The organism is Streptomyces sp. NPDC057099, from assembly GCF_042671245.1.
Lineage (GTDB): Bacteria > Actinomycetota > Actinomycetes > Streptomycetales > Streptomycetaceae > Streptomyces > Streptomyces purpurascens.
This window is the reverse complement of the sequence record NZ_JBHUTX010000001.1, coordinates 375,504-397,527: the sequence shown is the minus strand read 5'-3', so window position 1 is coordinate 397,527 and position 22,024 is coordinate 375,504. Positions and strand designations below refer to the sequence as shown.

The window sequence follows — 22,024 nt, the reverse complement described above, 5'->3', positions numbered from 1 at the left end:
CCCGAGCACTCGGGGCCGCCGCACTTCCCTGAGGACAACCCTCGTGTTCGAACTGGTCGTTCTGGACATAGCCGGCACCACCGTCGAGGAGCACGGTTGCGTGTACATCGCCCTCGAGGAGGCCGTGCGCGCCGCGGGGGCGAATCCCGGTCTCGCTGACATACAGCTCTGGATGGGCGCGGACAAACGCGAGGCCATCACCGAAATGCTGACCGACGCCTTCGGTACGGCGCCGGAGTCCGCCGTGGTCGACACCGCGTACGCCGACTTCCGTCGCCGGCTGGAGGCCGCGTACGCCGAACGCCCGCCGACGCCCCTGCCAGGCGTCGCCGGGGCGATCGCCGCGCTGCGGGCGGCGGGGGTCAAGGTGGCACTCACCACCGGATTCGACCGCGCGGTGACCGACGCGCTGCTCGGCACGATCGGCTGGGACGAGACGGTGCTCGACGCAGTCGTCTGCGTGGACGACGTCCGAGCCGGCCGCCCCTACCCGTACATGATCTTCCGCGCGATGGAGAGGACCGGCGTCCGGGACGTCAGCAAGGTACTCACCGCCGGTGACACGGTCCGCGACCTCGACTCGGGCACGAACGCCGGCGCCGGCATGGTTGTCGGGGTACTCACGGGCGGTCTGGACGCCACGGCGCTCGGCAAGGTCCGCCACACGCACCTGCTTCCCAGCGTGGCGGACATACCCGCCCTGCTGTCCATCGGCACGCCCCAGCCGGTCGGCCACTGACGGTGGAACTCCGATGGCCGGGCCGTCGTGGTCGCGCACAGCGCCCAGCTCGAAATACCGGCGCTCTGGGTAGTCCACGCCGCACCACCCACACTCAAACAATTGCGATCACTTATTCCCACTTTCAACGGCATTTTCGTGCCGCATGAACACTTCACTCCCGCCTATTCCAACAGCATCCAACATGCCCTAACTTGAGCGCACATCAGCAGCGCGGTCAGGTCGGACCGCGCGCGAGAAGGTCAGAGGAGCCGCACTGTGCACTGCTCACCTCTTCGCAAGAGCCGGCTGAGATCACCAGGAGGGTTATGCGTTCTGGCCTTCACGGCCATGAGCCTGTCCCTCCCCGCCGCCCCATCCGCTTCCGCTGCCGAGGCCTCCCCCGCATCGCACGCTCGGGGCATCTCACCCGGGCAGGACGGACTCGCACTGACCCCGCCGATGGGTTTCAACAACTGGAACGCCACCCACTGCGGTCCGGACTTCAACGAACAGCTGATCAAGAACACGGCCGATCTCTTCGTCTCCAAGGGACTGAAGGACGCCGGCTACGAGTACATCAACCTCGACGACTGCTGGGCACAGCCCCGGCGCGACCGGAACGGCAAGCTCGTCCCGGTACCCGAGCGCTTCCCGAACGGCATGAAGGCCCTCGCCGAATACGTCCACTCCAAGGGCCTGAAGATCGGCATCTACACCAGCGCGGGCACCAAGACCTGCGACCGCCCACGCGGCTTCCCCGGCGCCCTGGGCCACGAGAAGTCCGACGCCATGCAGTTCGCCGAGTGGGGCATCGACTACCTCAAGTACGACAACTGCAACAACAACGGCATCGACGCCAAGAAGCGCTACCAGGACATGGGCAACGCCCTGAAGGAGGCATCCGAGGCCACCGGCCACCCCATCGTCTACAGCGTCTGCGAATGGGGGGAGAACAAGCCCTGGGAGTGGGCCAAGGGCGCGGGCGGCCACCTCTGGCGCACGACCTACGACATCCTGGACAACTGGGACGCCATGCTCCGCAACGCCAAGCAGACCCTGCCGCTGGCGGAGTACGCGGGTCCCGGCCGCTGGAACGACCCCGACATGCTGGAGGTCGGCAACGGAGGGATGACGGACACGGAGTACCGCACCCATTTCTCCCTCTGGTCGATCATGGCCGCGCCGCTGCTCATCGGCACCGATCTGCGCAAGGCCACTCCCGCGACCTATGAGATCCTCGGCAACCGCGAGGTGATCGCCGTCGACCAGGACCCACTGGGCGTCCAGGGCTCGGTGGTCTCCTCCGAGGACGGCCGCTGGGTCATCTCCAAGAAGATGCAGGACGGCAGCCGCACCGTCGCCCTGTTCAACGAGAGCGACCGGCCCCAGCGCATCTCCACCTCCGCGGCCGAGGTCGGGCTCGGCCAGGCCCAGGGGTACACGCTGCGCGACCTGTGGAAGCACCGTACCTACCAGTCCGGCGGAACCGTCTCAGCCACCGTGCCCGCGCACGGCACCGTGCTCTACCGCGTCTCCGCCGACCGGAACGGGAAGTCCTACCCGCCCGCGGCCGACCTCGTCCTCGACGGCACCACGATTGCCGAACCGGGCGCCCCGGCCAAGCTGAGCAGTGTCTTCACCAACCTCGGCCGCGGCCAGGCCCGTTCGGTGCTGGTCGACGTGGACGCCCCGGAGGGCTGGCGCGTCACGCCCACCTCGAAGCCGTACGACAAGCGGGTGCAACCGGGCCAGTCGCTGACCACGGGCTGGCGGCTCACCCCGCCCGTCGACGCGAAGCCCGGCGTGTACACGGTGAAGGTGCGCGCCGACTACCACTCGCCCAGGCGCGTCAAGGGACTCCAGGACTCGTCCCTGGAGGTCCACGTGGCCAAGGCCCCACCGACCGGCAGCAGCCATGCGAGCGACCTGGACTGGGTCAGCGCGCAGAACGGATACGGACCGGTGGAGAAGGACATGAGCAACGGGAACCAACCACCCGGCGACGGCCGTACGCTGACCATCGGCGGCGTCACCTACGCCAAGGGCCTCGGCGTCCACGCCGCGAGCACGGTCACCTACTACACGGGCGGCCGGTGCTCCGCATTCACCGCGCAGGTCGGCTTGGACGACGAGACCGGCCAGGCGGGCAGCGTCACCTTCGAGATCTGGGCCGACGGCAGGAAGGTGGCCTCGACGGGAACCGTGCCGGCCACGGACCCCGCCCGGACGCTCTCCGCCGCGATCCACGGCGCCCACAGCGTCCGCCTCGTGGTGACAGACGCCGGTGACGGCACCCGCTTCGACCACGCCGACTGGGGCAACGCCACCTTCCACTGCTGAGGCGCCCTCGTGACCGGGCTCCTTCCCGACACCGCCGCACCCCCGGTCAGCGTCGGGAAGGGGCCTTCTTCGACACCTGGGTCAGACGCGCCGGTCGCAAGAGCCATCCGGTGTTCACGGTTTGGTCGGCTCACCCACACGCCGCACCCATAAGTTCTCACCAGACCCTCTTCCAACCGAGGAGTATCGTGAGCGCCTCTGCTCTGAGCACTCTCACCGCCGCCCTGCTGATGGTCACGGGCGCGTCCGCCGCCCCGCAGCCGGTCCCTGTCTCCGCTCGCGTGGAGACACCCGCCGTGTACGACGACGAGGCGGGCGGCAACGCCGACGCCGACGACCCGGCCGTCTGGGTCGACCCCCGCGATCCCGACCGCAGCATCGTGATCAGCACCCTCAAGGAGGCCGGCCTCGATGTCTACGGACTCGACGGCCGGCGCCTGCAGCACCTCACCGCGCCCGCGGCGCCCGGCGAGGACGCCGCCCCGGGCCGCTTCAACAACGTCGACGTGGTCTACGGCTTCTCACTGGGCGGCAAGAAGACCGACCTGGCCCTGGTCAGCGACCGTGGCCGGGACCGGGTGCGGGCCTACGCCATCGACCCGGCCGCCGTCGCCGCGGGAACGCCCCCGCTGAAGGACGTGACGGCGGCGGACATCGCGCCGGTCTTCGCCACGAGCGAGGCCGAGGTCGACGACCAGCGCACCGCCTACGGACTGGCCGCCTTCAGCGACGACGACCACGCGTACGCGGTGGTGTCCCGCCGTTCGGAGACCCGGGTACGGCTGCTGCAACTGGAGGACCACGACGGGCGCGTCGGCTACAAGGCCGAGGACACGCTCGACCTTCCGCGTTCCTTCACCCTGCCCGACGGCGGGAACTGGACGCCGTGCGCCGACCCCGGAGACCACGCCCAGGTCGAGGGCATGGTCGTCGACCAGGAGGAACAGGTGCTGTACGCGGCCCAGGAGGACGTCGGGCTGTGGCGGATCGGCCTCGACGACGAGGAGTTCGAGCGGCCGAAGCTGATCGACCGGGTGCGGGAGTACGGCACGCCGTGGACCTACGACACGGAGAAGGAGGAGTGCGTCCTCGACACCGCGAACGACCCGGGCTTCGGCGGTGAGCACTTGAGCGCCGACGCCGAGGGCGCCACGATCTACCACGCCGACGACGGCAAGGGCTATCTGCTCGCCTCCAGCCAGGGCGACAACACCTTCGCCGTGTACGAGCGCCAGGGCCGCAACGCCTACCTCGGCTCCTTCGCCGTCACCGACGGCGCCGCCACCGACGGGGTGCAGCAATCCGACGGGGCCACCGTGGTCAACGTGCCGCTGGGCCGGACCTTCCCCCAGGGCCTGCTCGTGACCCATGACGGCGAGGCCACACCCGCGGACGGGGACCGGGAGGGCACCGACTTCAAGTTCACCGGCTGGGAGTCGGTGGCCACCGCCTTCCCGAAGCCGCTGACCATCGACACCGAGTCCTTCGACCCGCGCGACACGGACTGACCCACCGACCGGATGCTCGCCCGGATCAGACGCTGACGATCCGGGCGAGCCGCCGGCAGGAGCGGCCTCAGGCGCCGGCATGGAGGCGGACGCGGTGCGCGCCCACAGGCCGGAGGTACGATCCTTCGCCGGGGGGGACTGTGATCCGCATTCTGCTGGCCGAAGACATGCACATGATCCGTGGGGCGCTGGCAGCCCTGCTGGGCCTGGAGCCGGACATGGAGGTCGTGGCCGAGGTGGCACGTGGGGACGCCGTCGTCCCCGCCGCTCTCGCCCACCACCCCACCGTCGCGGTGCTCGACCTGGAAATGCCCGGCGCCGACGGACTCTCCGCCGCCCGCGACCTCGGAGCCGCCCTTCCCGGCTGCCGGATCCTCATCCTCACCGCGTTGGGCCGGCCCGAGGCACTGAGGTCGGCCCTCGCCGCCCGGGTGGGCGGGTTCATGCTCAAGGACGCCCAGCCGGAGCAACTCGCCGCCGCGATCCGCAGCGTGGCGGACGGGGAGCATGTCATCGATCCGAGACTGGCCGCCGCGGCGCTCACCGCCAAGGTGAACCCGCTCACCCCACGCGAGACCGATGTGCTGCGGCTGGCCGCAGGCGGCGCCGAACTCCACGAGATAGCCCGCGAGTTGCACCTCTCACAGGGCACCGTACGGAACTATCTCGGTGCGGCCGTCACCAAGCTCGATGCCCGCAACCGGCTCGACGCGGTACGGATCGCCCGGGAGCACGGCTGGTTGGGGTGACACGGAGTCACCCGCCGACGGGGACCGGAGCGGATTCCAGACGGACGGTCAGGACGTAGCCGCGGCCGTGCGGGGCCGGTCCGGCCTCCAGGACCCCGCCGAGTGCGGTCGCGCGCTCCCGTAGATTCCTCAGCCCGTTGCCGCCGGTACCCGCTCGGCCGCCCTCCCCCCGTGACGGTGGGGGAACCACGCGGCCGTCGTCCGCCACCCGCAGCAGCCCGGGGCCGACATACACCTCGCACCGGCGCGCTCCCGCCGCGTGTCGCAGCACGTTCGTCACCGCCTCGCGCAACACCGTCGCGAACAGTGCCTCCGGCATTCCCTCCACCTCGTCCGCCTCGCCCCGGACCCGCACGGCGACGCCCGCGGCGGCCAGTACTTCCCGGGCGGAGGCCACCTCCTCGGCCAGCGAGATCCCCACGCCTTCCCCCGGGATCGCCCGAAGGTCCGTCAGCGCCTGGTCCGCCAGCGCCGCCGCATCGGCGAGATGCCGGCCGGCCCGCTCCCGGTCAGGGTCGCGGAGCGCCAGTTCGCCCTTCAGGGCAATCGCCGACAGCCCGTAGCCCAGCAGGTCGTGGACGTCCCGGGCGATGCGCCGGCGCTCTCGCGCCACGGCCAGCGACGCCAGCGCTCCGCGGGCCTCCCGCACCTGGCGGACAAGGCCGCTGAGCAGGGCAAGGCCGTAGAAGACCGAAGCGATCACCACGATGTCCAGCAGGAGGACAGCGGTGCCATGAGCTCCGAGCCCGTCCGTCCTCAGCAGCATCGCGATCGCCGCCAGTGCGGTCAGCGCCCCGGCCGCCGGCCAGGCGGTGCGCCCGGGGAGGACGATCAGCACCGAGGCGGCCGCGAACCCCACCGGCTGGGGGTACGGCCCGTCCGGAGCGGCCAGCACGCCCAGGGCGACGGTGAGCTGCGCGCCCAGGGTCCACGCGACGTACGGGGGACGCACACCGGGCGGACGCGGCAGGGAGTGGTACGCCTGGAGTCCGACCACGGCCGCGAGGGCGGCCGCGTACGCGGCGACCCGCCCGCCCGGCATCCCGGCACCGAGCAGGAAGACGGTGCCCACGATCAGGTACTCGACGTGGGTGGCGACCACGATGGGCCACACCAGCCGGTGCGCCAGGTCACCCGCCGGGACGTCCGTTCCGTCGGCCGACTGTGCGGGCGGCGCGGCGCGTACGCGCTCCGTCGCCGCCCGCGCGACCGTCACGAGTTCCCGCGCCGCCCGCGTACCCTGCCCGGCCAGCCGGGTGATCTCCGCCAGGGCCGCTCCCAGTACCGCGTCCAGGTCACGCCCCGCGCGCTCCCGCTCGGCCGCGACCCGGGCCCGCGCCAATGCGCCACGCGTGGCGCGGAGTTCGGTGTAGAGGTCGGTGAGCCGGGTCAGCGCGTAGAGGACCAGTCCGTGGGCGAGGGCATTCCCGATGCCGTTGAGAACGGAATGGACACTGCCGTCGCCCGATGCGAGCGGCCCCGCCGCCAGCACGACGACCGTGAACAGAGCCCATCGCAGGCGCCGTTCGAAGACCAGCAGCACGGAGGCGCCCAGGAAGCCGGGCAGCCCCGACCAGGGCATCAGCAGGATCTGCGCGGCGAGGGTCCAGGCCCCGCGCAGCCGCCGCGTCGAAGGCAGGCAGATGGCCAACTGGAGCAGCAGCATCGGCACGGCGGCCGGGCGCGGCAGGACGACACCGGGCTCGAAGGCGAAGCCGAGAACGACGACGACGAGGATCACCGATACGACCGCCGGCGTCGGACCGGCGTCGGAGCCGGCATCCGTACCGGTGAAAGTCCTCGGAGCGGTGCCCCTGGGCCTGGTTCCCCGCCCGCACCGAAATGCCCAGCCCCACCCGTTCATGAGGTCACGTTAGACGCACGCCGGTGCACCGCACCCGCCCCACCCATGTGAAATACACATCGGCTGATGCGCCTCGCACTGCCGCCGCCCCGTTCCCGAACGAGATCGTCGACGCATGCGTACGACGTCGATACGGACCCTCACCACGATGGCAGCCGCCCTCACGATCACCTCCGCCGCGCTGCTCTCCGTCGCGGCCCCCGCTCACGCGGCGGCTCCGCCCCGTCTCGAGTCCCTCGTCGACGCCGCCGTCGCCGACCACCTGGAAGACGACCGCATCCCCGGCGCGGCCGTCACCGTCGTGGCCGGTGGCCGGACCGTCCTGTCCAAGGGCTACGGCGTCGCCGACGTCCGCACCCGGACCCCGGTCGACCCGCACCGCACCGGTTTCTTCCTCGGCTCACTCGCCAAGCTGTTCACGGCGCAGGCCGCCGCCCAGCTCGTCGCCGAGGGGAAGGTCGACCCGAAGGCGGACGTCAACGACCACCTCCGTGCGGTCACCGTCCCCGACACATACCCAGGGCGCCCCGTCACCCTGGACCAACTGCTCACCCACACCGGGGGCTTCGACAGTGACCTCGTCGGCCGGAACAGGACCCGCGCGAAGGACGTCGAACCGCTCGCCGAAAGCCTCGTGACACGCCGTCCGCCCCGGGTCCGAGCCCCGGGCACGACCGCCGCCTACGACAACTACGGCTACGCGCTCACGGGCCGGCTCGTCGCCGATGTCTCCGGCCGGTCCTTCCCCGCCTATGTCGACGAGCACATTCTGGAGCCCCTGGGCATGACCGGTTCCACGTTCGCCCAGCCGCCGCCGGCCTCGATCGCCGCCGGCCTCGCCCGCGGCTACCGCCCCAGCGGCACGTCCGGCTGGACGGAGGACAAGGGCCAGTACGGTGCGTGGAGCCCGTCCGGGCCCGGTGCGGTCAGCACCGCCGTCGACATGGGCCGCTGGATGACGGGGCAGCTCACCGACGACACGACGGCGAACGGCCTCATGCAGCGGGTCCACTACCGGCAGGATCCCCGCATGCCCGGCCTGGGCTACGGATTCGAGGAGTGGCGACGCGGCGGGCGCACCGGTTGGTTCAAGGACGGCGACATCCCCGGCTTCCACTCCAACCTGCTGCTCGTCCCCGCCCGCGACGTGGGGGTGTTCGTCGTCTTCAACGGCGACGGCAGGGACGGACGCGCCTCCTGGGACGGCAAGGACCTGATCAACCGGATCGTGGACGCCCTCGTCCCGGACGGCCCCGCATCCGCGACCCCGGGCGCCGTGACCGATCCGTCCCTCGCCTCGTACCCGGGCACCTACCGCCCGGGCCGGGTCAGCCGCACCGGTCTCATGGCGTTGGAGGGCCTGGTCGCGAGTGTCACCGTCCGGGAGGACGGCGAGAACGGGCTGCGCACCACCGGGCTCTCCCTCGACCCCGACCAGCCGGAACAGCGCTGGCTCGCGCTCGGCGACGGCCTGTTCCAGGAGCGCGGCGGAAGCCGCGCGACCCTGGCCTTCACCCGGGACGGCATGCTCGTCTCGTCGGCGGTGCCGTCGAGCACGTACGCGAAGCTGACCTGGCGCCAGTCCCCGTCCCTGCACCTGGGACTGCTCGGTGCCGGCACGGGCACGCTGGTACTCGCCGCGATCGCCCTTCCCGTCACCGCCCTGGTACGGCGGCTTCGGGGCCGAACCCCGCACCCTCCCGCGGCACGGGTCGCACGCGCCACGGCCTCGGCGACCGGGCTGATCGCGGCCGCGTTCACGGCCGCACTCGCCGCGGTCGTCCGGGACGGCAACGCGATGATGGAAGCGGTGCTGCTGGGGCCGCCGCTGCTGTCCATCGTGACGATGCTGGGAACGGCACTCGTGCTGTTGGCACTGGGTGTGGTGGCGGGGGCGATCGCGGCCTGGCTCCGCGGTTGGTGGAACGTGTCCGGCCGCATCCTGTTCACCGTCACGGCGGTGGCAGCGGTCGCGATGGCGAGCATGCTGCTCCAGTACCGCCTGGTGGGCGGCCCGTTCGTCTGACCTGCCAGTGAACTCCCGGCACCCGTGCGTGCCCGGCCGGTCCTGAACCCACGTCCAACCCCTATGAGGCACACGACCATCCGATGCCACAGCAAGCAGAGGAGCAGATCATGAGCACATGGACCAGGCGCGGACTTCTGGCCGCCGGAACGGCGACGGGAGTCGCCGCGCTCGTCGGCGCCGGATCGCCGACGCGGGGGCCGGAGCCGCTCGACATCGTCACCGGCGAGGACGGGTTCAGAGCGCCGGCGACCGCGGCCGCCGGCGCGGTGACGTTCCGGGTACGGACGACCAGTGGCCGTACCGGTATCGTCGGCATCGCCCGGCTCCGCCGAGGCATCGGCGAGGCCGCCTTCCGCAGGCACCTGCGCGACGTCTTCGAGAAGGAGAAAGCGCGGGACGTCATTCAGGCGTCCAGGGATCTGATGGCCGACGCCGAGCTGTTCGGCGGCGCCATGGCGGTCCGCGGTTCGCAGTCGTCCTTCACCGCGTGGCTGCCGCCCGGCCGGTACCTCGTCCTGGAGTACAAGGACTTCGAGGGGCCCTACGTCGGACGCGATCCCCTCCCCGGCGCGGAGCACGTCAGCCCGCTCCTCGTCCACGCGGCGGACGAGGCCGGGGCCGGGTGCCCGCGCCCGTCCGCCACCGTCACCGCCGTCGACACGAAGCGGGGCCCGCGCTTCGTCCTGGAAGGACGCATGCACCGGGGCCGGCCCGTGCGCTATGTGAACGCGATGCGAGGACAGGTCGACGAGCTCGCGGTGTACCCCCTCACGGACGACTCCGTCACCGAGGCCGACATCCAGAGGTTCTTCCAGGACCCGCGGAGCGCCGCGCCTTTCAACCTCGCCGCGCAACTGGGCACGCCACCGCTCTCCCCGGGCCGGAGCGCGGTCCTCGGAATGCCCCTCGAGCAAGGCCGTTACGCCCTGACCAGCTGGGTCGCCAGTATGGAGGACGCACAACATCTGTCCGCTCACGGCCAGGTGCTCATCGTCACCGTTCCCTGATCCGCGCTCCGCGTCCGGCCGGGCCGGCTCGTCGGTCATGTACCGGCGTGGGTTTCAGGCGTTGGAGCTGCCGGGCGCGGTCGCGGTACTCTCCCGCACGACCAGGTGGGTGGCCAGCTCCATCCGCAGCGTCGGGCCGGGGAGCACGGTGTCCGCGCCCTGCAGCACGATGCGCGCCGCGAGGGCCGCCATCTCGCGCAACGGCTGGCTCACCGTGGTCAGCGGCGGGGAAGCCCAGGCGGCGTTCGGAACGTCGTCGAACCCGACGATGCTCACATCGGCCGCGACCCGTAGCCCGGCCTGTCTGATCGCCTCGTATGCGCCCAGGGCCATCAGATCGCTGCAGGCGAAGACCGCGGTGGGCGGGTCGGGGAGGGTGAGCAGGTCACGCATGCCGGAGAACCCGGTGGTGTAGTAGAAGTCGCCGGGCCGCTGCAGGGCCGGGTCGACCTCGATGCCCGCTCCCTCGAGTGCCGCGCGGTACCCGTCCAGGCGTGCTCGCGCGCACAGCGCGTCCTCCAGGCCTCGCAGGATGCCGATCCTGCGGTGCCCCAGATCGAGCAGATGCCGGGTCGCGACCAGGCCGCCCTGCCAGTTCGTCGCGCCGACCGTCGGCACTCCGGCGTCGGGGCTGCCGACCGGGTCGACCACGGCCAGCGGGATGCCAAGGGCATCGACCTGCTCGCGCTGGGCCGGGGTGAGATCGGTGACCGCCAGGATGATCCCGTCGGAGCCGCGCGTGGACACGTTGTCCAGCCAGCGCCCGGTGTCGGTGGTGGTTCCGTGGGCCGCGGTCACGACCACCTCGGCACCGTGCTCGGCGGCCGCGCTCTGCACTCCCTGCATCACCTCACCCGCCCACAGGCTGTCCACCTCCCGGATGACCAGGTCGACCCAGCCGGCCGTCCTCTTCGGGCGGGCGCGGCGGCGCAGGTAGTTGTGCCGCCGCAGCAGTTCCTCGACACGGGCCCGAGTCTCCGGCGCCACCTGTTCGTGGCCGTTGAGGACCTTGGAGACCGTCGGTGCCGAGACCCCGGCTTCCCGGGCGATCTCGGCGATGGTGACACGCGCAGCGGGATCAGCAGCGCCGGTCCGGACCGTCGCTCCGCTGCTGCTCCGTCCGCCGGGCATGAATGACCTCGTCTCTGTATCGGCTCGCTGCGGCAAGCATACGCAGCGCCGCCGATAGTTTCGGCAAGCCCTTGCTATGCCGATCCGCCCTCCCTGGGCGCGTACTTGCCGCCACCTTCCCTTGACGACGCCCCGCACGTGCCCCTAACTTGCCCGACGTGCACAAGGAAAGTTGCCGAATGTTTCGGCCGTACGGGGGATGTGCCTCGATGAATCCAGGCGGTGCTCTGCGAGTCACCACGACCGTCGCCTCAGCTCTGGCGCTGGCTGTCGCCACCACAAGCTGCGACAGCTCCGGCGGCCCGGAATCCGGAAGGGTCACCATCCGGATCTCCACCTTCTCCAACATGGGCTTCAACACGTCAGGGCTGTTCGAGGAGTACGAGAGACTCCATCCCGGCATCAGCATCGAGGAGGACAACGCCGCCGACGAGGCCACCTACTGGCAGGCTCTGCAGCCCAAACTGAGCAGCGGTCAGGGCCTGGGCGACATCGTCAGCGTCGAGGTGGGCCGCATTCGCACCATCGCCGGGAGCAAGGCCGGCATGTTCGCCGATCTCTCACAGGCCCCGGGTGTGCGCGCCGACTCCTTCTACCCGTGGAAGTGGGCCCAGGCCAAGGCCGAGGCCGGCCGGGTGCTCGGTCTGGGGACCGACATCGGCCCCATGGCCGTGTGTTACCGCAAGGACCTGTTCCGGCAGGCCGGGTTGCCGACACAGCGCGATGCCGTGGGCGCCCTGTGGGCAGCCGGCTGGGAGAGGTACGTGGACGTCGGCGAGAGATTCCAGAAGCAGACCGAGGACAAGAGCCTGCGCTTCATGGACACCGGCAACGGCCTCTACAACGCCATGATCTTCGGACAGACCACGTCCTACTACGACTCCTCCGGCAAGCTGGTCCACGACAGCAACCCCGGTGTCCGACGGGCCTACGACCTGGCCGCCCGGGCCAACGCCTCGGGGATGACCGCCAGGCTGCAGCAGTTCCAGACCAACTGGCGGAAGTCGTTCTCGGCTGCGAAGTTCGCCACCGTGGTCTGCCCCTCCTGGATGCTCGGCCAGATCTCCCAGGCTGCCGGTCCCGGGGGCGAGGGTCAGTGGGACGTCGCCAGCGCGCCTGCCCCCGCCAACTGGGGCGGTTCCTTCCTGACCGTTCCCGAGAACAGCGAGGTCCGCGGCGAGGCCGAGAAGCTCGCCGCCTGGCTGACCGATCCGGCCCAGCAGGCCAAGACCTTCGCCGGCGCCTCCGCGGGCAACTTCCCGTCCTCCCCCACCGCCGCCGCCGACCCCTCGGTCGCCGGCACCCGGAGCCGGTACTTCAGCAACGCTCCCGTGGGACGCATCTTCGGGACGGCGGCGAAGGACATGCCGACGCTGAACATCGGTCCGGATCAGGGCCTGATCACCAACGTCATCTCCAGCGGTCTGACCCGGGTCGAGCAACAGGGAATGAATCCGGACGAGTCCTGGCGGCAGTCCCTGGGCGAGGTCGAGTCGGCCATCGGGAAGGACTGAGCGATCCGCAATGGCATCCCCCCTCGCGCCCATCTCCTCCTCCGCGCGGCGCTCCGCACGGCGCGGCCGGCGCTACCGCTGGGGCCTCAAGATCACCCCGTACACGTATGTGGCGCCGTTCTTCGTGCTGTTCGGTACGTTCGGCCTCTATCCCCTGGCGTACACCGCCTGGCTGTCCCTGCACGACGTTCAGCTCGTCGAGCTGAACGCGCTGTCCTGGACCGGACTGGGGAACTACGACGAACTGCTGACCAGCCCGCGGTTCTGGAAGGCGACGCTCAACACGATCTCCATCGGGGTCATTTCGGCGGTTCCCCAACTGATGATGGCGCTCGGCCTGGCACACCTGCTGAACTACCGTCTGCGCGGCGCGCTGGTGTGGCGGGTGGCGTCACTGGTGCCGTACGCGACCTCGACAGGCGCCGCCGCGCTGTTCTTCCAGTTCGCGTTCAGCCGCGACTTCGGCCTGGTGAACTGGGCACTGCACAGCCTGGGCCTGGGCCCCGTGGACTGGGAGGGCGGCACCCTCTCCTCCCAGCTGGCCGTCTCCGCCATCGTCATCTGGCGCTGGACCGGCTACAACGCGCTGCTGTTCCTGGCCGCGATCCAGGCGATCCCGCAGGAGCGCTACGAGGCGGCGGCACTGGACGGCGCGTCCCGCCGGCAGCAGCTCCTCAACGTGACGATCCCCGGCATCCGCCCCACCATCGTCTTCACCATCGTGATCTCCACCATCGGCAGCATCCAGCTGTTCGGCGAACCGCTGATCTTCGGGGGCGGGCCGCAAGCGGTGCAGGGCGGTGCCGACGGCCAGTACCAGACACTGGGCCTGCTCCTCTACCAGACGGGGTGGGCGAACGGGAACGCCGGGCGGGCCTCGGCGCTGGCCTGGCTGATGTTTCTGCTGATCATCCTGATCGCGCTGGCCCAGGCGATTGTCGCGCGACGCGCACGGAGGCGATGACGCCATGACCGCCCCGACGGAGACGACCCTCTCCCGCCGGCCCTCGCGGGTGCGCGGCCCCGATGCCCGCGGTGTCCGCCCCCGCCGCTCCGCGGCACCGTTCCGGCCCGGTGCCGGCCGGCAGGCGCACGGCGGCCCGGTCGCCTACCTGCTGCTCGGTCTGATGGCCGTGATCTCGCTGTTCCCCCTGTACTGGACGGTCGTCGCCGCCTCGACCTCCAGCCAGGCCGTCAACCGAGCGGCCCCTCCGCTGCTGCCGGGCGACAGGCTGATCAGCAACCTGGGCGCTGCCTGGCGGGACGCGGATCTGGGCAAGGCCGTCCTCAACTCCTTCGTGGTGTCCGGGTCGGTGGCAGCGTCCACGGTGCTGTTCGCCACCCTCGCCGGATACGCCTTCGCCAAGCTTCGTTTCCGGTTGAGCACCGCCCTTCTGCTGGTCGTCATCGCCACCGCCGCGGTGCCGCCCCAGCTCAGTGTGATTCCCCTGTTCCAGATCATGACCTCACTGGGCTGGTACGGCCGTCTGCCGGCGGTGATCGCCCCGACGCTGGTCAGCGCGGTCGGTGTGTTCTTCATGCGCCAGTACCTCGCCGAGGCACTGCCCGACGAACTCATCGAGGCGGCCCGGGTGGACGGCGCGGGCTCCCATCGGATCTATCGGCACGTGGTCCTGCCCGCGGCTCGGCCCGGGATGCTGGTGCTGTTCCTGATCACGTTCGTGCAGTCCTGGAACGACTTCTTCTGGCCGTTCGTCATCCTCACCTCGGAGAACCCGACCGTGCAGGTGGCGATGGTCAAGCTGGCCCAGGGCTACGTCCCCGACCAGTCGGTGATCATGGCTGGAGCGCTCCTCGGGACCCTGCCGCTGCTGCTCCTCTTCCTGGTGTTCGGCCGACGCATCGTCGGCAATCTGACGCAGGGCGCCCTGAAGGGCTGACCGCGCCTCGCGGTTCGGTGAACCGACCCGCGCCCGAGTGCCCGCTGACTGTGCATTCCAATGGATCCGACCCCGACGAGCAGGTGGGTTTGTGCTCTGGAATTCCGGCTCGCAACCGCAGGAGTTGTCCGATGCCGAACTGCTGCAGAGGGTGAGCGATGGAGCCCCCGACGCATTCGGTGTGCTGCAACGCCGCCACGAACGCGCGGCGTGGGCCTATGCCTCCACGTGCTTGAAGTCACCTGGCGACGCACAAGCGGTGACCGCGTACGCCCTGACCGGATTGCGCCTGAGGATCGGGCGGGCCGAGACGGGTGAGAGCTGCGTCCGCATCAGCATTCTCAACAGCATCCGCGGCGTGGCCATCCAATGGGCGGCTCTGAATCCGACCATGCTGACTCCGTCGTTCGGCCGATGGGTCGGTGGCGGAGCGGTGTGGTCACTGACGGAGGACGCCGAACTCCGTTCCGCCTTCGAGGAGTTGCCCGGCACCCAACAGTGTCTGCTGTGGCACGCGATGGTCGAGGGTGACAGTCCGGCCACCGTGGGCGGCATCGCGGGAATCCCGGCAGGCGGCGTGAGCGAGTATGTCGCACAAGCGGTGCACGCCCTTCGTCGCGGCTGTGCCGAGAGGTACGCGTTGCGCCTGGACCGGGAGGATTGTCTGGGCTTCGTGAACGCCGTCGTCTTCGGTTCGGCCGAGTCCTGGGCCGATGCGGCTGACACGACGCATCTGCGGGAGTGTCCGGAGTGCCGCGAGGTCTTCCGGGAACTGAGCAACCTGAGCGTCCGGCTCGCCGCCCGGCTTCCGCAACGACTGCTGGGGTGGTGGCCGGCCGAAGCCTACCGCTCCGCCAAGTACGAGGTCGCCGGCGCCACCGCCCCGGTCTCGGCGACCGCTCGACGTACCCGCGGCGCGTTCCGGCGCGTCGCCCGGAGCGGACGACGACGTCGTGCTCGGCCGCCAGGGTACTGGTACGTGGCCACCCTGGGCTTCCTGCTCGTGCTCGTGGCGTTCGGCCTGTACGCGCTGGCCGCGAAGCGCCCATGAGGAACCTTCGAACTCACCGAAACAAGGGGGCGTCATGACGTCGTACCAGCCCTGTGACGACCCGTCATGTACCGGGGAATCAGTTGCCGGACAGCACGTGTGCTCGCATTCCGTCCCGCCGGTCTTCATCCCGAACGCCGCTGCCCCCTTGGACCCGGCGTCCGTGTCGGCGTTCGATCACCAGGAGCCGTCACCGGCCGTCCCGGCGAGCGACAGCCAAGAGGTCGGCGAGCACCATCCCGCGTTCCGCCGCACGGCGGTGTTGGTCGCGGTATTCGTCGGAGCGGCCTCTCTTCTTGCACTCCTTGTGTCTTCTCCCGAGAGGTCACCTACGACCAGCCTCGCTCCTGCGTCCGAACTGCCGCCGTCGCGACTGCCGACTCCCCCGCCACCACCGCTCGTCACCGCTTCGCCGGCGGAATCGCACACACCCGTACGCAGAAAGGCGTCGCCCACTCCATCCGCTTCCGAGTCGCGTGCCGAGCCCACCCGCCGGCCAGATCCGTCACCGACCGCTCGAGCAACCAGTCAGCCGCTCCCCTATGCGTACGTCGGAACACGCTCGAGCCTCTGTCTCGATGTCCCCAATGCTTCGCGGGCCGAGGGCACACAACTCACCATCTGGCCCTGCCACGGAGGAAGCAATCAGCAGTTCACGCACACGGTCGACGGCGAACTGCGCGTCTATGGCGACCGCTGCGTGACCGCGAGCGGGGGCGCCGTCCGAAGCGCACCGGTCGTCATCGCGCCCTGCACCTCCGACGCCCGGCAGCGATGGCGACTGGCGGGCGACGGCACGATCCGGCAGGCGGGCATGTGTGTCGACGTGACCTACGGCTTCAACGATCCCGGCACGCCCATCGAAATATACGACTGCGTGGTGGCGAGCAATCAGCAATGGTCACGTGTGCCACCCGCCGAGTGACACGAAGGTCCCCCCGCCCGACGATGTCCCGGACCGAGGTCAAACCAAGTACGTCTCCCCGTCCCTGCCGATGGCGACCATCGACCGATGCTCCCGGCTGTACCGGATCACCCACACCTGACGGGGGTCGCCGGCGTCGCACCGCGCCTGTGCGACAGCGGCCGTGCCGGCCTCCAAGTCCCGCAGACACAGGCCTGTTCCCGAGTTGTGCAGCAGCAGCCGAGCGCCTCGGACGTGGTCCTCCACCCACGTCTGGTTCGTGCTGCCGTCGCAGTCGGCCGTGCGCACCTTGTTCGCCGGCCCCGGCACCGGTTCCAGACAGTCGCCGCCCGCCGCGGACCGGAGCACGGCGGTCGGGCCGTACGGGATGTCCGGCCTGGTGACTTCGCTCGGGGGCGAGGACGGCGTGGTGGTCGCCGACGCCGAAGGGCTCGGGGGCGGCGGTGTGATCGTCGACTCGTAGGGCTGCAGCGCGAAGTAACACGCCGTCACCACGGCCACACCCGCGCCGACGGACGCGGCGCTCTTGGCGAAGGGGAGGGCGTGCCACGACGAGGCGAGCACGGTGGGGTCGGAGACCGCTGCCCCGGACGCACTCAGCGCGGCGGCCGACGCCTTCGCCGTGCCCGCGGCGGAAGCCAGCTCGGCGCCCACCCCGAACAGAATCGCGCCGGGCAGCACGACCCGCAGACGGGCATTGAGGTCGGTGAGGTCCACGAAGGCCTGACGGCAGTCGGCGCAGTCGCCGAGATGACGCTTGAGGTCCCTGCCCGGCCGCCGCCGGCGTCGTACGGCCGCTGCCAGCAGACCGCTGTACCTGCCGCAGACGCTGTCCTCGTCCTGGTCGCCCGCATGGGCGTGGACGCTGAGATACGCCTCGCGCAACCCCTCCCGCGCTCGCTCGGCGAGCGACGTCACTCCGCTCTCACTGATCCCGAGGCGCTCGGCGACCTTCGCAGTCGGCTCCTTTTGCACCGTCGTGTACCACAGGACCGTTTGCCAGCGCTCCGGCAACTGCTGGAAGCTGCGGACGACGAGGGCACCCTCCTCGCGGCTGAGGACCATTTCCTCGCCTGTGAGGGCCTCGTCCACCTCGTCCTGAAGTTCGTCGCTGGGCAGTGCCCGGCCGTTCATGACCGCCCAGTCGATGACGATGCGTCTCACCGCGGTGAGGAGGTAGGGGCGCCACGGGCCACGCGGTCCACCACCGCGACGGACCGCTTCGATCGTTCTGGCGAAGGCCTCGGATGCCGCGTCGTCCGCCGTATGAGCGTCCCGGCAGCGGGACACGGCGTACGCGCGCACCGCGGTGTGATGACGCCGGTACAGCTCGGCGAGCTCTTCTTCCGCGGCCTCACCGCCGCGCAGCGGTGCCGCCAGTTCGTCGTCCGTCCGGTCGACGTGACTGCCTTGTTGCGTCGTAGACATCCAAACACCTGACTTCCGAGCGTACGAGCCTTGAAGGGGCCGTACGCGTGGCGGACTTGCCGCAGACGGCGCGCAGTGGGGTCACATGCGCGGCGGGTGCGGTTCGCCCAGCAGGGAGGAGGCCGACGGAGGGCCACGGGGCTGTCGCCACATCGTGGCCAAACGTTTCGGCATGAGTCAAGGTAAAGCGTGGGCAATGTCGCGAGACACGGTTGCCTCGCACACGTTCTTCCTGGTGACGGCAGTGACGGCAGCACACGCACGGGGTTGGCCGAAGGGGCCGGACCCGCGCCGGGACGGAGGGGTGGGCAACCGAACCAGGGGGGCAGGGCGTCCGTCGGGGAGGACGGCCGTCCTGGCCCCAAGAGCGTTCGGGCACGAGTACGTCGTGCCGTCTGCGGGTGGACAGCCGAGCGGGCCGCTCCGCGAGTCGGTCGCGCGATGGATCAGTCCAGGTCCCGGCGTAGCCGACGGGCCATGCCTCTCGGGTCGGAGTTACGGAGTGCCAGATACCGCATCTGCCGATAGGCCGTGTCGTCCCACCACCCCAGGAGCAGGGCCGGCAGGTGCAGCCGGACTCCGATGTCCAGATGGGTGAGATCCGCCTCGGCCCGTGAGCACGAGGAGCAGTACTCCGCATGCCCTGTCGCGGCGATGTCGCGAGAGGTCGTGTACACCGTGAGGTGCTGTACGAACGAGGTACACGAGGGACGACCGCTGACCGCTCGCCGATAGGCGGTCAGGTAGAGGTCACTCAGCATGTGCTGGGCGCGCTGACGCGCCAGGGCCAGCCTGCCCGGCGACAGGCCCAGCATGTCGGAGATCAGCGCGGGGTGGTCGTCCTCCACGGCCAGGTGCCACAGAGCCGTCTGCCAGCGAGCCGGCAGACAGCGGTACGCCTCGTACAGCGGCGTGGGCCCTTGCGGGGGCCAAGGGCCGACGGACTCGACGATCCACTCCCGGAAGCCTTCGGTCACCGCGCAGGACTCGGGATGCGAACGCCATGCCCCGGCCGCCACCGACCGTGCCGTGTCCAGCAGATGGATTCGAGGGACGGCATGCGACGGGTGATGCCCCGATGCCCGGAGCACATGACGGAACGTGAGTTCAGTGGCCCAGTCCACCATGGCCGGATCCGTCAAGCAGGTGTTGAGGTAGCCGCAGACCGCGGCTTGATGCCGTCCTACGAGCACGCTGAGCGCTTCACCGCCGCCCCGGTGCGCTCGGTCGACGAGCAGGGAGCCGCCTGCCGCCGTCCGACGCCGCGACAGGTGCGTCCACGGCAGTTGCCCGAGCAGCTCCCGCATGCGACTGCCTGTCTCCCGGGCTGCCAGCGCCTGTTGGGCCGGGTCCGGCCCGAACGACGCACGAGGGGGTTCGAGCGAGGGAGTGGCGAGAGCGCCGGGGGCGGGCCGCTTCGACGTGGCGATGAGGCCCTTGCGGTGCAAGGGGAGCCGTTTGGGAACATCCGCGCTGTGCATCGGTGCCGGGCCTTTCCGTCGGGGGCGAGGGACATGCGGGCACCGCGAGGCGGGGGACGGCCCGCGCGGCGTCGTGGTCCGTCGCGTGGTCCTCTGCTCGGTCGCGGTGGTCGTCAGGACAGACGGATCCGTCCGCGCACAGTCCTGCCACTTGACCATTCCCTTACCTTCCGCCATCCCAGGCAAAGCATTGGCAAAGCGCCGGGACGGGTGGCGTGCACGCCGGTCTGAACTGATGGCAGGACCGGACAGTGAGGAGACTTCCAGGCCTTGCCCGGATTCCCCATGCGATTTCCGCGGGCTCGGACAGCACGCGCCGCTCTTCATGTGAGCCGCATTCCGGACGAGCCACATTAACGCCTAATGCCCGAATTAGTGGGGGCCGACCCTCTATTCCTTTTCCCCTTTACACGCCTGGAGGTGCGCTCGACATTCGCCTCAGTGCGTTCGACGCCGAACCCTCACCCCTGAGCTGCGCTGCGACGTCATGCTGCGGAGCCCTACAGCGCTGCCCAAATTCGGAATGCGGTGCATTTATGAACGGCATGCGGTGTAGCTTCAAGATTCTTTTCCGGGTTCGGCGGCCGGGGCTCGAACGGGGAAGCGCGCAGGTCACCCCGGCAATACTCGGTGCAGGAATCCGAGACCTGGATGGGGCTCCAGCGGAAGAATTCACGGGATCGGGTTGCGGAATCGTTATCCGGCGCGATAGCAATTCCCAGCAATCAATTGCTCCGGCGTCGAAGCCGGATCTCCTTCGGCGAGCCCCCCGTTCTGTGCCGCCGAAGTCCGACTGGAGGTCACACCATGTCCCATCAGCGACGAGCCAATCATCGCCGCATCAACAAGAAGACCGGAACCATCGCGGTCTCGAGTGCGGTGGCCCTCGCCGCGGCAGCGGTCCTCCTGCCTCACGCCAACGCCAGCACCGACACGGACGACCCTCGTGAGCTCAGTCTGCGAGCCGCGACCGAACTCGGCCAGACCCTGTCGTCCGACCTCGGCGACAAGGCGGCCGGCTGGTACTACGACGACCGTTCCGACCGTCTGGTCATGAACGTGCTGGGTGAGGACGAGGCCGACCAGGCCTCCTCCGAGGGTGCCGAGGCCCGGGTCGTGAAGTACAGCACCCAGGAACTCGAGTCCGCGGCGGAGAAGCTGGGCGAGTCGCCCGTGGGGGGCACCGCCTGGTCCGTCGACCCGCGCACCAACAAGCTGTCGGTGATCGTGGACGGCACGGTCAAGGGCGACGACTGGGCGAAGCTGTCGCGCCAGACCGAGCGGCTGGGTGACCGGGTCACCGTCAAGCGCGTCGGCGGCGAGTTCAAGCCCTTCGCCGGCGGCGGGGACGCCATCTACGCGGGCCGTGGCCTCTGCTCGCTCGGATTCAACGTCACCAAGGGCGGCAAGCCCGGGTTCCTGACGGCCGGTCACTGCACCGCGGCCGGCGGTGACGAGTGGTCCCTCGAGCAGGGTGGTCAGCCGGTCGCGAAGGTCACCGACAAGGAATGGCCCGGCAGCGACTGGGCTCTGGCCATGTACAACGACCCCAAGGCCGACGCTCCGAGCCTCGTGAACCTGGGCAGTGGGGGGAACCAGAAGATCTCCGGTGCCGCGGCGGCGGTGGTCGGCATGGAGGTCAAGCGCATGGGCACGACGACGGGGCTGCATGACGGCAAGGTCACGGGCCTCGACATGACGGTCAACTACCAGACGGGAGAGACGGTCGAGGGACTCATCCGGACCGATGTCTGCTCGGAGCCGGGCGACAGCGGCGGTGCGATGTTCGCAGGCGACAAGGCGGTGGGGCTCACCTCGGGCGGGAGTGGCGACTGCGCCTCCGGCGGCGTGACGTTCTTCCAGCCGGTGCTCGAAGCCCTTGAGGCAACGGGGTCCCAGATAGGCGGCGGCGACGCTCCGGGCACTCCCCCGAGCGACGACTGCGGCGGCGGCAAGCCCTCTGAGCCGGCCGAGCCTTCTGAGCCGGCCGACCCGTCCCAGCCGGCCGAGCCGGGTCAGCCGGGAGAGCCCGGCCAGCCGGAGGAACCGGGTCAGCCCGGTCAGCCGAGCGAGCCCGGTCAGCCGGAAGAGCCGGGTCAGCCCGGTCAGCCGAGCGAGCCGGGTCAGCCCGGAGAGCCGGGCGAACCGGGCGAGGGCGCTCAGCCGTCGGACCAGCCCGCGGCGTAACCGCGGCTTCGGGCCGACGACCGCCCACACCTGACTCCCGGCTCGTCGGCCCCTGAGATCGCACCTTCCCGGAGCGGGTGTGTCTGTGCCTCGCTCCGCACGGACCCACCCGTTCCGAGGGCCACCGGCCCTCGACCGTCCGGGCCTTCCGCAGGCACCCCGGCCGATCCCGGACGCCGTTCCTCCTC

General features: G+C 70.3%; 16 protein-coding genes. 12 read left to right on the top strand and 4 right to left on the bottom strand.

What is annotated here, in order from left to right:
- Window positions 1–43: 43 nt before the first annotated feature.
- From ACFT4A_RS01690 to ACFT4A_RS01675, 4 genes are all read left to right on the top strand, one after another.
- Window positions 44–739 (top strand): phosphonatase-like hydrolase, encoded by a 696-nt coding sequence (locus ACFT4A_RS01690; protein ID WP_382824955.1) that lies wholly within the window; start codon window positions 44–46, stop codon window positions 737–739.
- Window positions 740–1,069: 330 nt separating this feature from the next.
- A complete protein-coding gene (locus ACFT4A_RS01685) occupies window positions 1,070–3,061 on the top strand; it encodes an NPCBM/NEW2 domain-containing protein (RefSeq protein WP_382824953.1) in 1,992 nt (663 codons plus the stop codon).
- Window positions 3,062–3,249: 188 nt separating this feature from the next.
- Window positions 3,250–4,569, top strand: a complete 1,320-nt coding sequence (locus ACFT4A_RS01680; protein WP_382824952.1) for a phytase — start codon at window positions 3,250–3,252, stop codon at window positions 4,567–4,569.
- 140 nt (window positions 4,570–4,709) lie between these two features.
- The gene (locus ACFT4A_RS01675) at window positions 4,710–5,318 is read left to right on the top strand and encodes a DNA-binding response regulator (protein WP_382824950.1); all 609 of its coding nucleotides are present in this window, start codon (window positions 4,710–4,712) and stop codon (window positions 5,316–5,318) included.
- A 7-nt stretch (window positions 5,319–5,325) separates the two neighbouring features.
- Here the strand turns inward: ACFT4A_RS01675 and ACFT4A_RS01670 are convergent, their stop codons facing one another.
- Window positions 5,326–7,059: a sensor histidine kinase gene (locus ACFT4A_RS01670; RefSeq protein ID WP_382824948.1), complete on the bottom strand. Its 1,734-nt coding sequence runs from the start codon at window positions 7,057–7,059 to the stop codon at window positions 5,326–5,328.
- Window positions 7,060–7,297: 238 nt separating this feature from the next.
- On the opposite strand from ACFT4A_RS01670, the gene ACFT4A_RS01665 reads away from it, so the two are divergent.
- Together ACFT4A_RS01665 and ACFT4A_RS01660 are read left to right on the top strand one after the other, a co-directional pair.
- Window positions 7,298–9,208, top strand: coding sequence for a serine hydrolase domain-containing protein (locus ACFT4A_RS01665; RefSeq protein ID WP_382824946.1), 1,911 nt, complete (start codon window positions 7,298–7,300; stop codon window positions 9,206–9,208).
- Between the two features lie 110 nt (window positions 9,209–9,318).
- Complete coding sequence (locus tag ACFT4A_RS01660) at window positions 9,319–10,218, top strand: hypothetical protein (RefSeq protein WP_382824945.1); 900 nt, start codon at window positions 9,319–9,321, stop codon at window positions 10,216–10,218.
- Window positions 10,219–10,272: 54 nt separating this feature from the next.
- Here ACFT4A_RS01660 and ACFT4A_RS01655 read toward each other — a convergent pair whose 3' ends face one another.
- Window positions 10,273–11,349: a LacI family DNA-binding transcriptional regulator gene (locus tag ACFT4A_RS01655; RefSeq protein ID WP_382824944.1), complete on the bottom strand. Its 1,077-nt coding sequence runs from the start codon at window positions 11,347–11,349 to the stop codon at window positions 10,273–10,275.
- Window positions 11,350–11,558: 209 nt separating this feature from the next.
- On the opposite strand from ACFT4A_RS01655, the gene ACFT4A_RS01650 reads away from it, so the two are divergent.
- From ACFT4A_RS01650 to ACFT4A_RS01630, 5 genes are all read left to right on the top strand, one after another.
- Complete coding sequence (locus ACFT4A_RS01650) at window positions 11,559–12,863, top strand: ABC transporter substrate-binding protein (RefSeq protein ID WP_382824942.1); 1,305 nt, start codon at window positions 11,559–11,561, stop codon at window positions 12,861–12,863.
- Window positions 12,864–12,873: 10 nt separating this feature from the next.
- On the top strand, window positions 12,874–13,827 hold the full coding sequence (locus ACFT4A_RS01645) for a carbohydrate ABC transporter permease (RefSeq protein ID WP_382824941.1): 954 nt from the start codon (window positions 12,874–12,876) through the stop codon (window positions 13,825–13,827).
- A gap of 4 nt (window positions 13,828–13,831) precedes the next feature.
- Window positions 13,832–14,764, top strand: coding sequence for a carbohydrate ABC transporter permease (locus ACFT4A_RS01640; RefSeq protein WP_382824940.1), 933 nt, complete (start codon window positions 13,832–13,834; stop codon window positions 14,762–14,764).
- A 91-nt stretch (window positions 14,765–14,855) separates the two neighbouring features.
- Complete coding sequence (locus ACFT4A_RS01635) at window positions 14,856–15,815, top strand: hypothetical protein (RefSeq protein WP_382824938.1); 960 nt, start codon at window positions 14,856–14,858, stop codon at window positions 15,813–15,815.
- Window positions 15,816–15,849: 34 nt separating this feature from the next.
- On the top strand, window positions 15,850–16,740 hold the full coding sequence (locus ACFT4A_RS01630; protein ID WP_382824936.1) for a ricin-type beta-trefoil lectin domain protein: 891 nt from the start codon (window positions 15,850–15,852) through the stop codon (window positions 16,738–16,740).
- 39 nt (window positions 16,741–16,779) lie between these two features.
- Here ACFT4A_RS01630 and ACFT4A_RS01625 read toward each other — a convergent pair whose 3' ends face one another.
- Window positions 16,780–18,168 carry a sigma-70 family RNA polymerase sigma factor gene (locus ACFT4A_RS01625; RefSeq protein ID WP_382824935.1) on the bottom strand — a complete coding sequence of 463 codons (1,389 nt, stop codon included), beginning with the start codon at window positions 18,166–18,168 and terminating at the stop codon, window positions 16,780–16,782.
- A gap of 446 nt (window positions 18,169–18,614) precedes the next feature.
- Window positions 18,615–19,475, bottom strand: coding sequence for a hypothetical protein (locus tag ACFT4A_RS01620; protein ID WP_382824933.1), 861 nt, complete (start codon window positions 19,473–19,475; stop codon window positions 18,615–18,617).
- 981 nt (window positions 19,476–20,456) lie between these two features.
- Here ACFT4A_RS01620 and ACFT4A_RS01615 point away from each other — a divergent pair.
- Window positions 20,457–21,836 (top strand): alpha-lytic protease prodomain-containing protein, encoded by a 1,380-nt coding sequence (locus ACFT4A_RS01615; RefSeq protein WP_382824931.1) that lies wholly within the window; start codon window positions 20,457–20,459, stop codon window positions 21,834–21,836.
- Window positions 21,837–22,024: the final 188 nt, after the last annotated feature.

Excerpts from the sequence above, each read along its gene's own strand:
- ACFT4A_RS01685 (WP_382824953.1), top strand. The coding sequence starts at position 1,070 with ATGAGCCTGTCCCTCCCCGCCGCCCCATCCGCTTCCGCTGCCGAGGCC.
- ACFT4A_RS01645 (WP_382824941.1), top strand. The coding sequence starts at position 12,874 with ATGGCATCCCCCCTCGCGCCCATCTCCTCCTCCGCGCGGCGCTCCGCA.
- ACFT4A_RS01615 (WP_382824931.1), top strand. The coding sequence starts at position 20,457 with ATGTCCCATCAGCGACGAGCCAATCATCGCCGCATCAACAAGAAGACC.
- ACFT4A_RS01650 (WP_382824942.1), top strand. The coding sequence starts at position 11,559 with ATGAATCCAGGCGGTGCTCTGCGAGTCACCACGACCGTCGCCTCAGCT.
- ACFT4A_RS01630 (WP_382824936.1), top strand. The coding sequence starts at position 15,850 with ATGACGTCGTACCAGCCCTGTGACGACCCGTCATGTACCGGGGAATCA.
- ACFT4A_RS01620 (WP_382824933.1), bottom strand. The coding sequence starts at position 19,475 with ATGCGGGAGCTGCTCGGGCAACTGCCGTGGACGCACCTGTCGCGGCGT.
- ACFT4A_RS01660 (WP_382824945.1), top strand. The coding sequence starts at position 9,319 with ATGAGCACATGGACCAGGCGCGGACTTCTGGCCGCCGGAACGGCGACG.
- ACFT4A_RS01665 (WP_382824946.1), top strand. The coding sequence starts at position 7,298 with ATGCGTACGACGTCGATACGGACCCTCACCACGATGGCAGCCGCCCTC.
- ACFT4A_RS01625 (WP_382824935.1), bottom strand. The coding sequence starts at position 18,168 with ATGTCTACGACGCAACAAGGCAGTCACGTCGACCGGACGGACGACGAA.
- ACFT4A_RS01655 (WP_382824944.1), bottom strand. The coding sequence starts at position 11,349 with ATGCCCGGCGGACGGAGCAGCAGCGGAGCGACGGTCCGGACCGGCGCT.
- ACFT4A_RS01640 (WP_382824940.1), top strand. The coding sequence starts at position 13,832 with ATGACCGCCCCGACGGAGACGACCCTCTCCCGCCGGCCCTCGCGGGTG.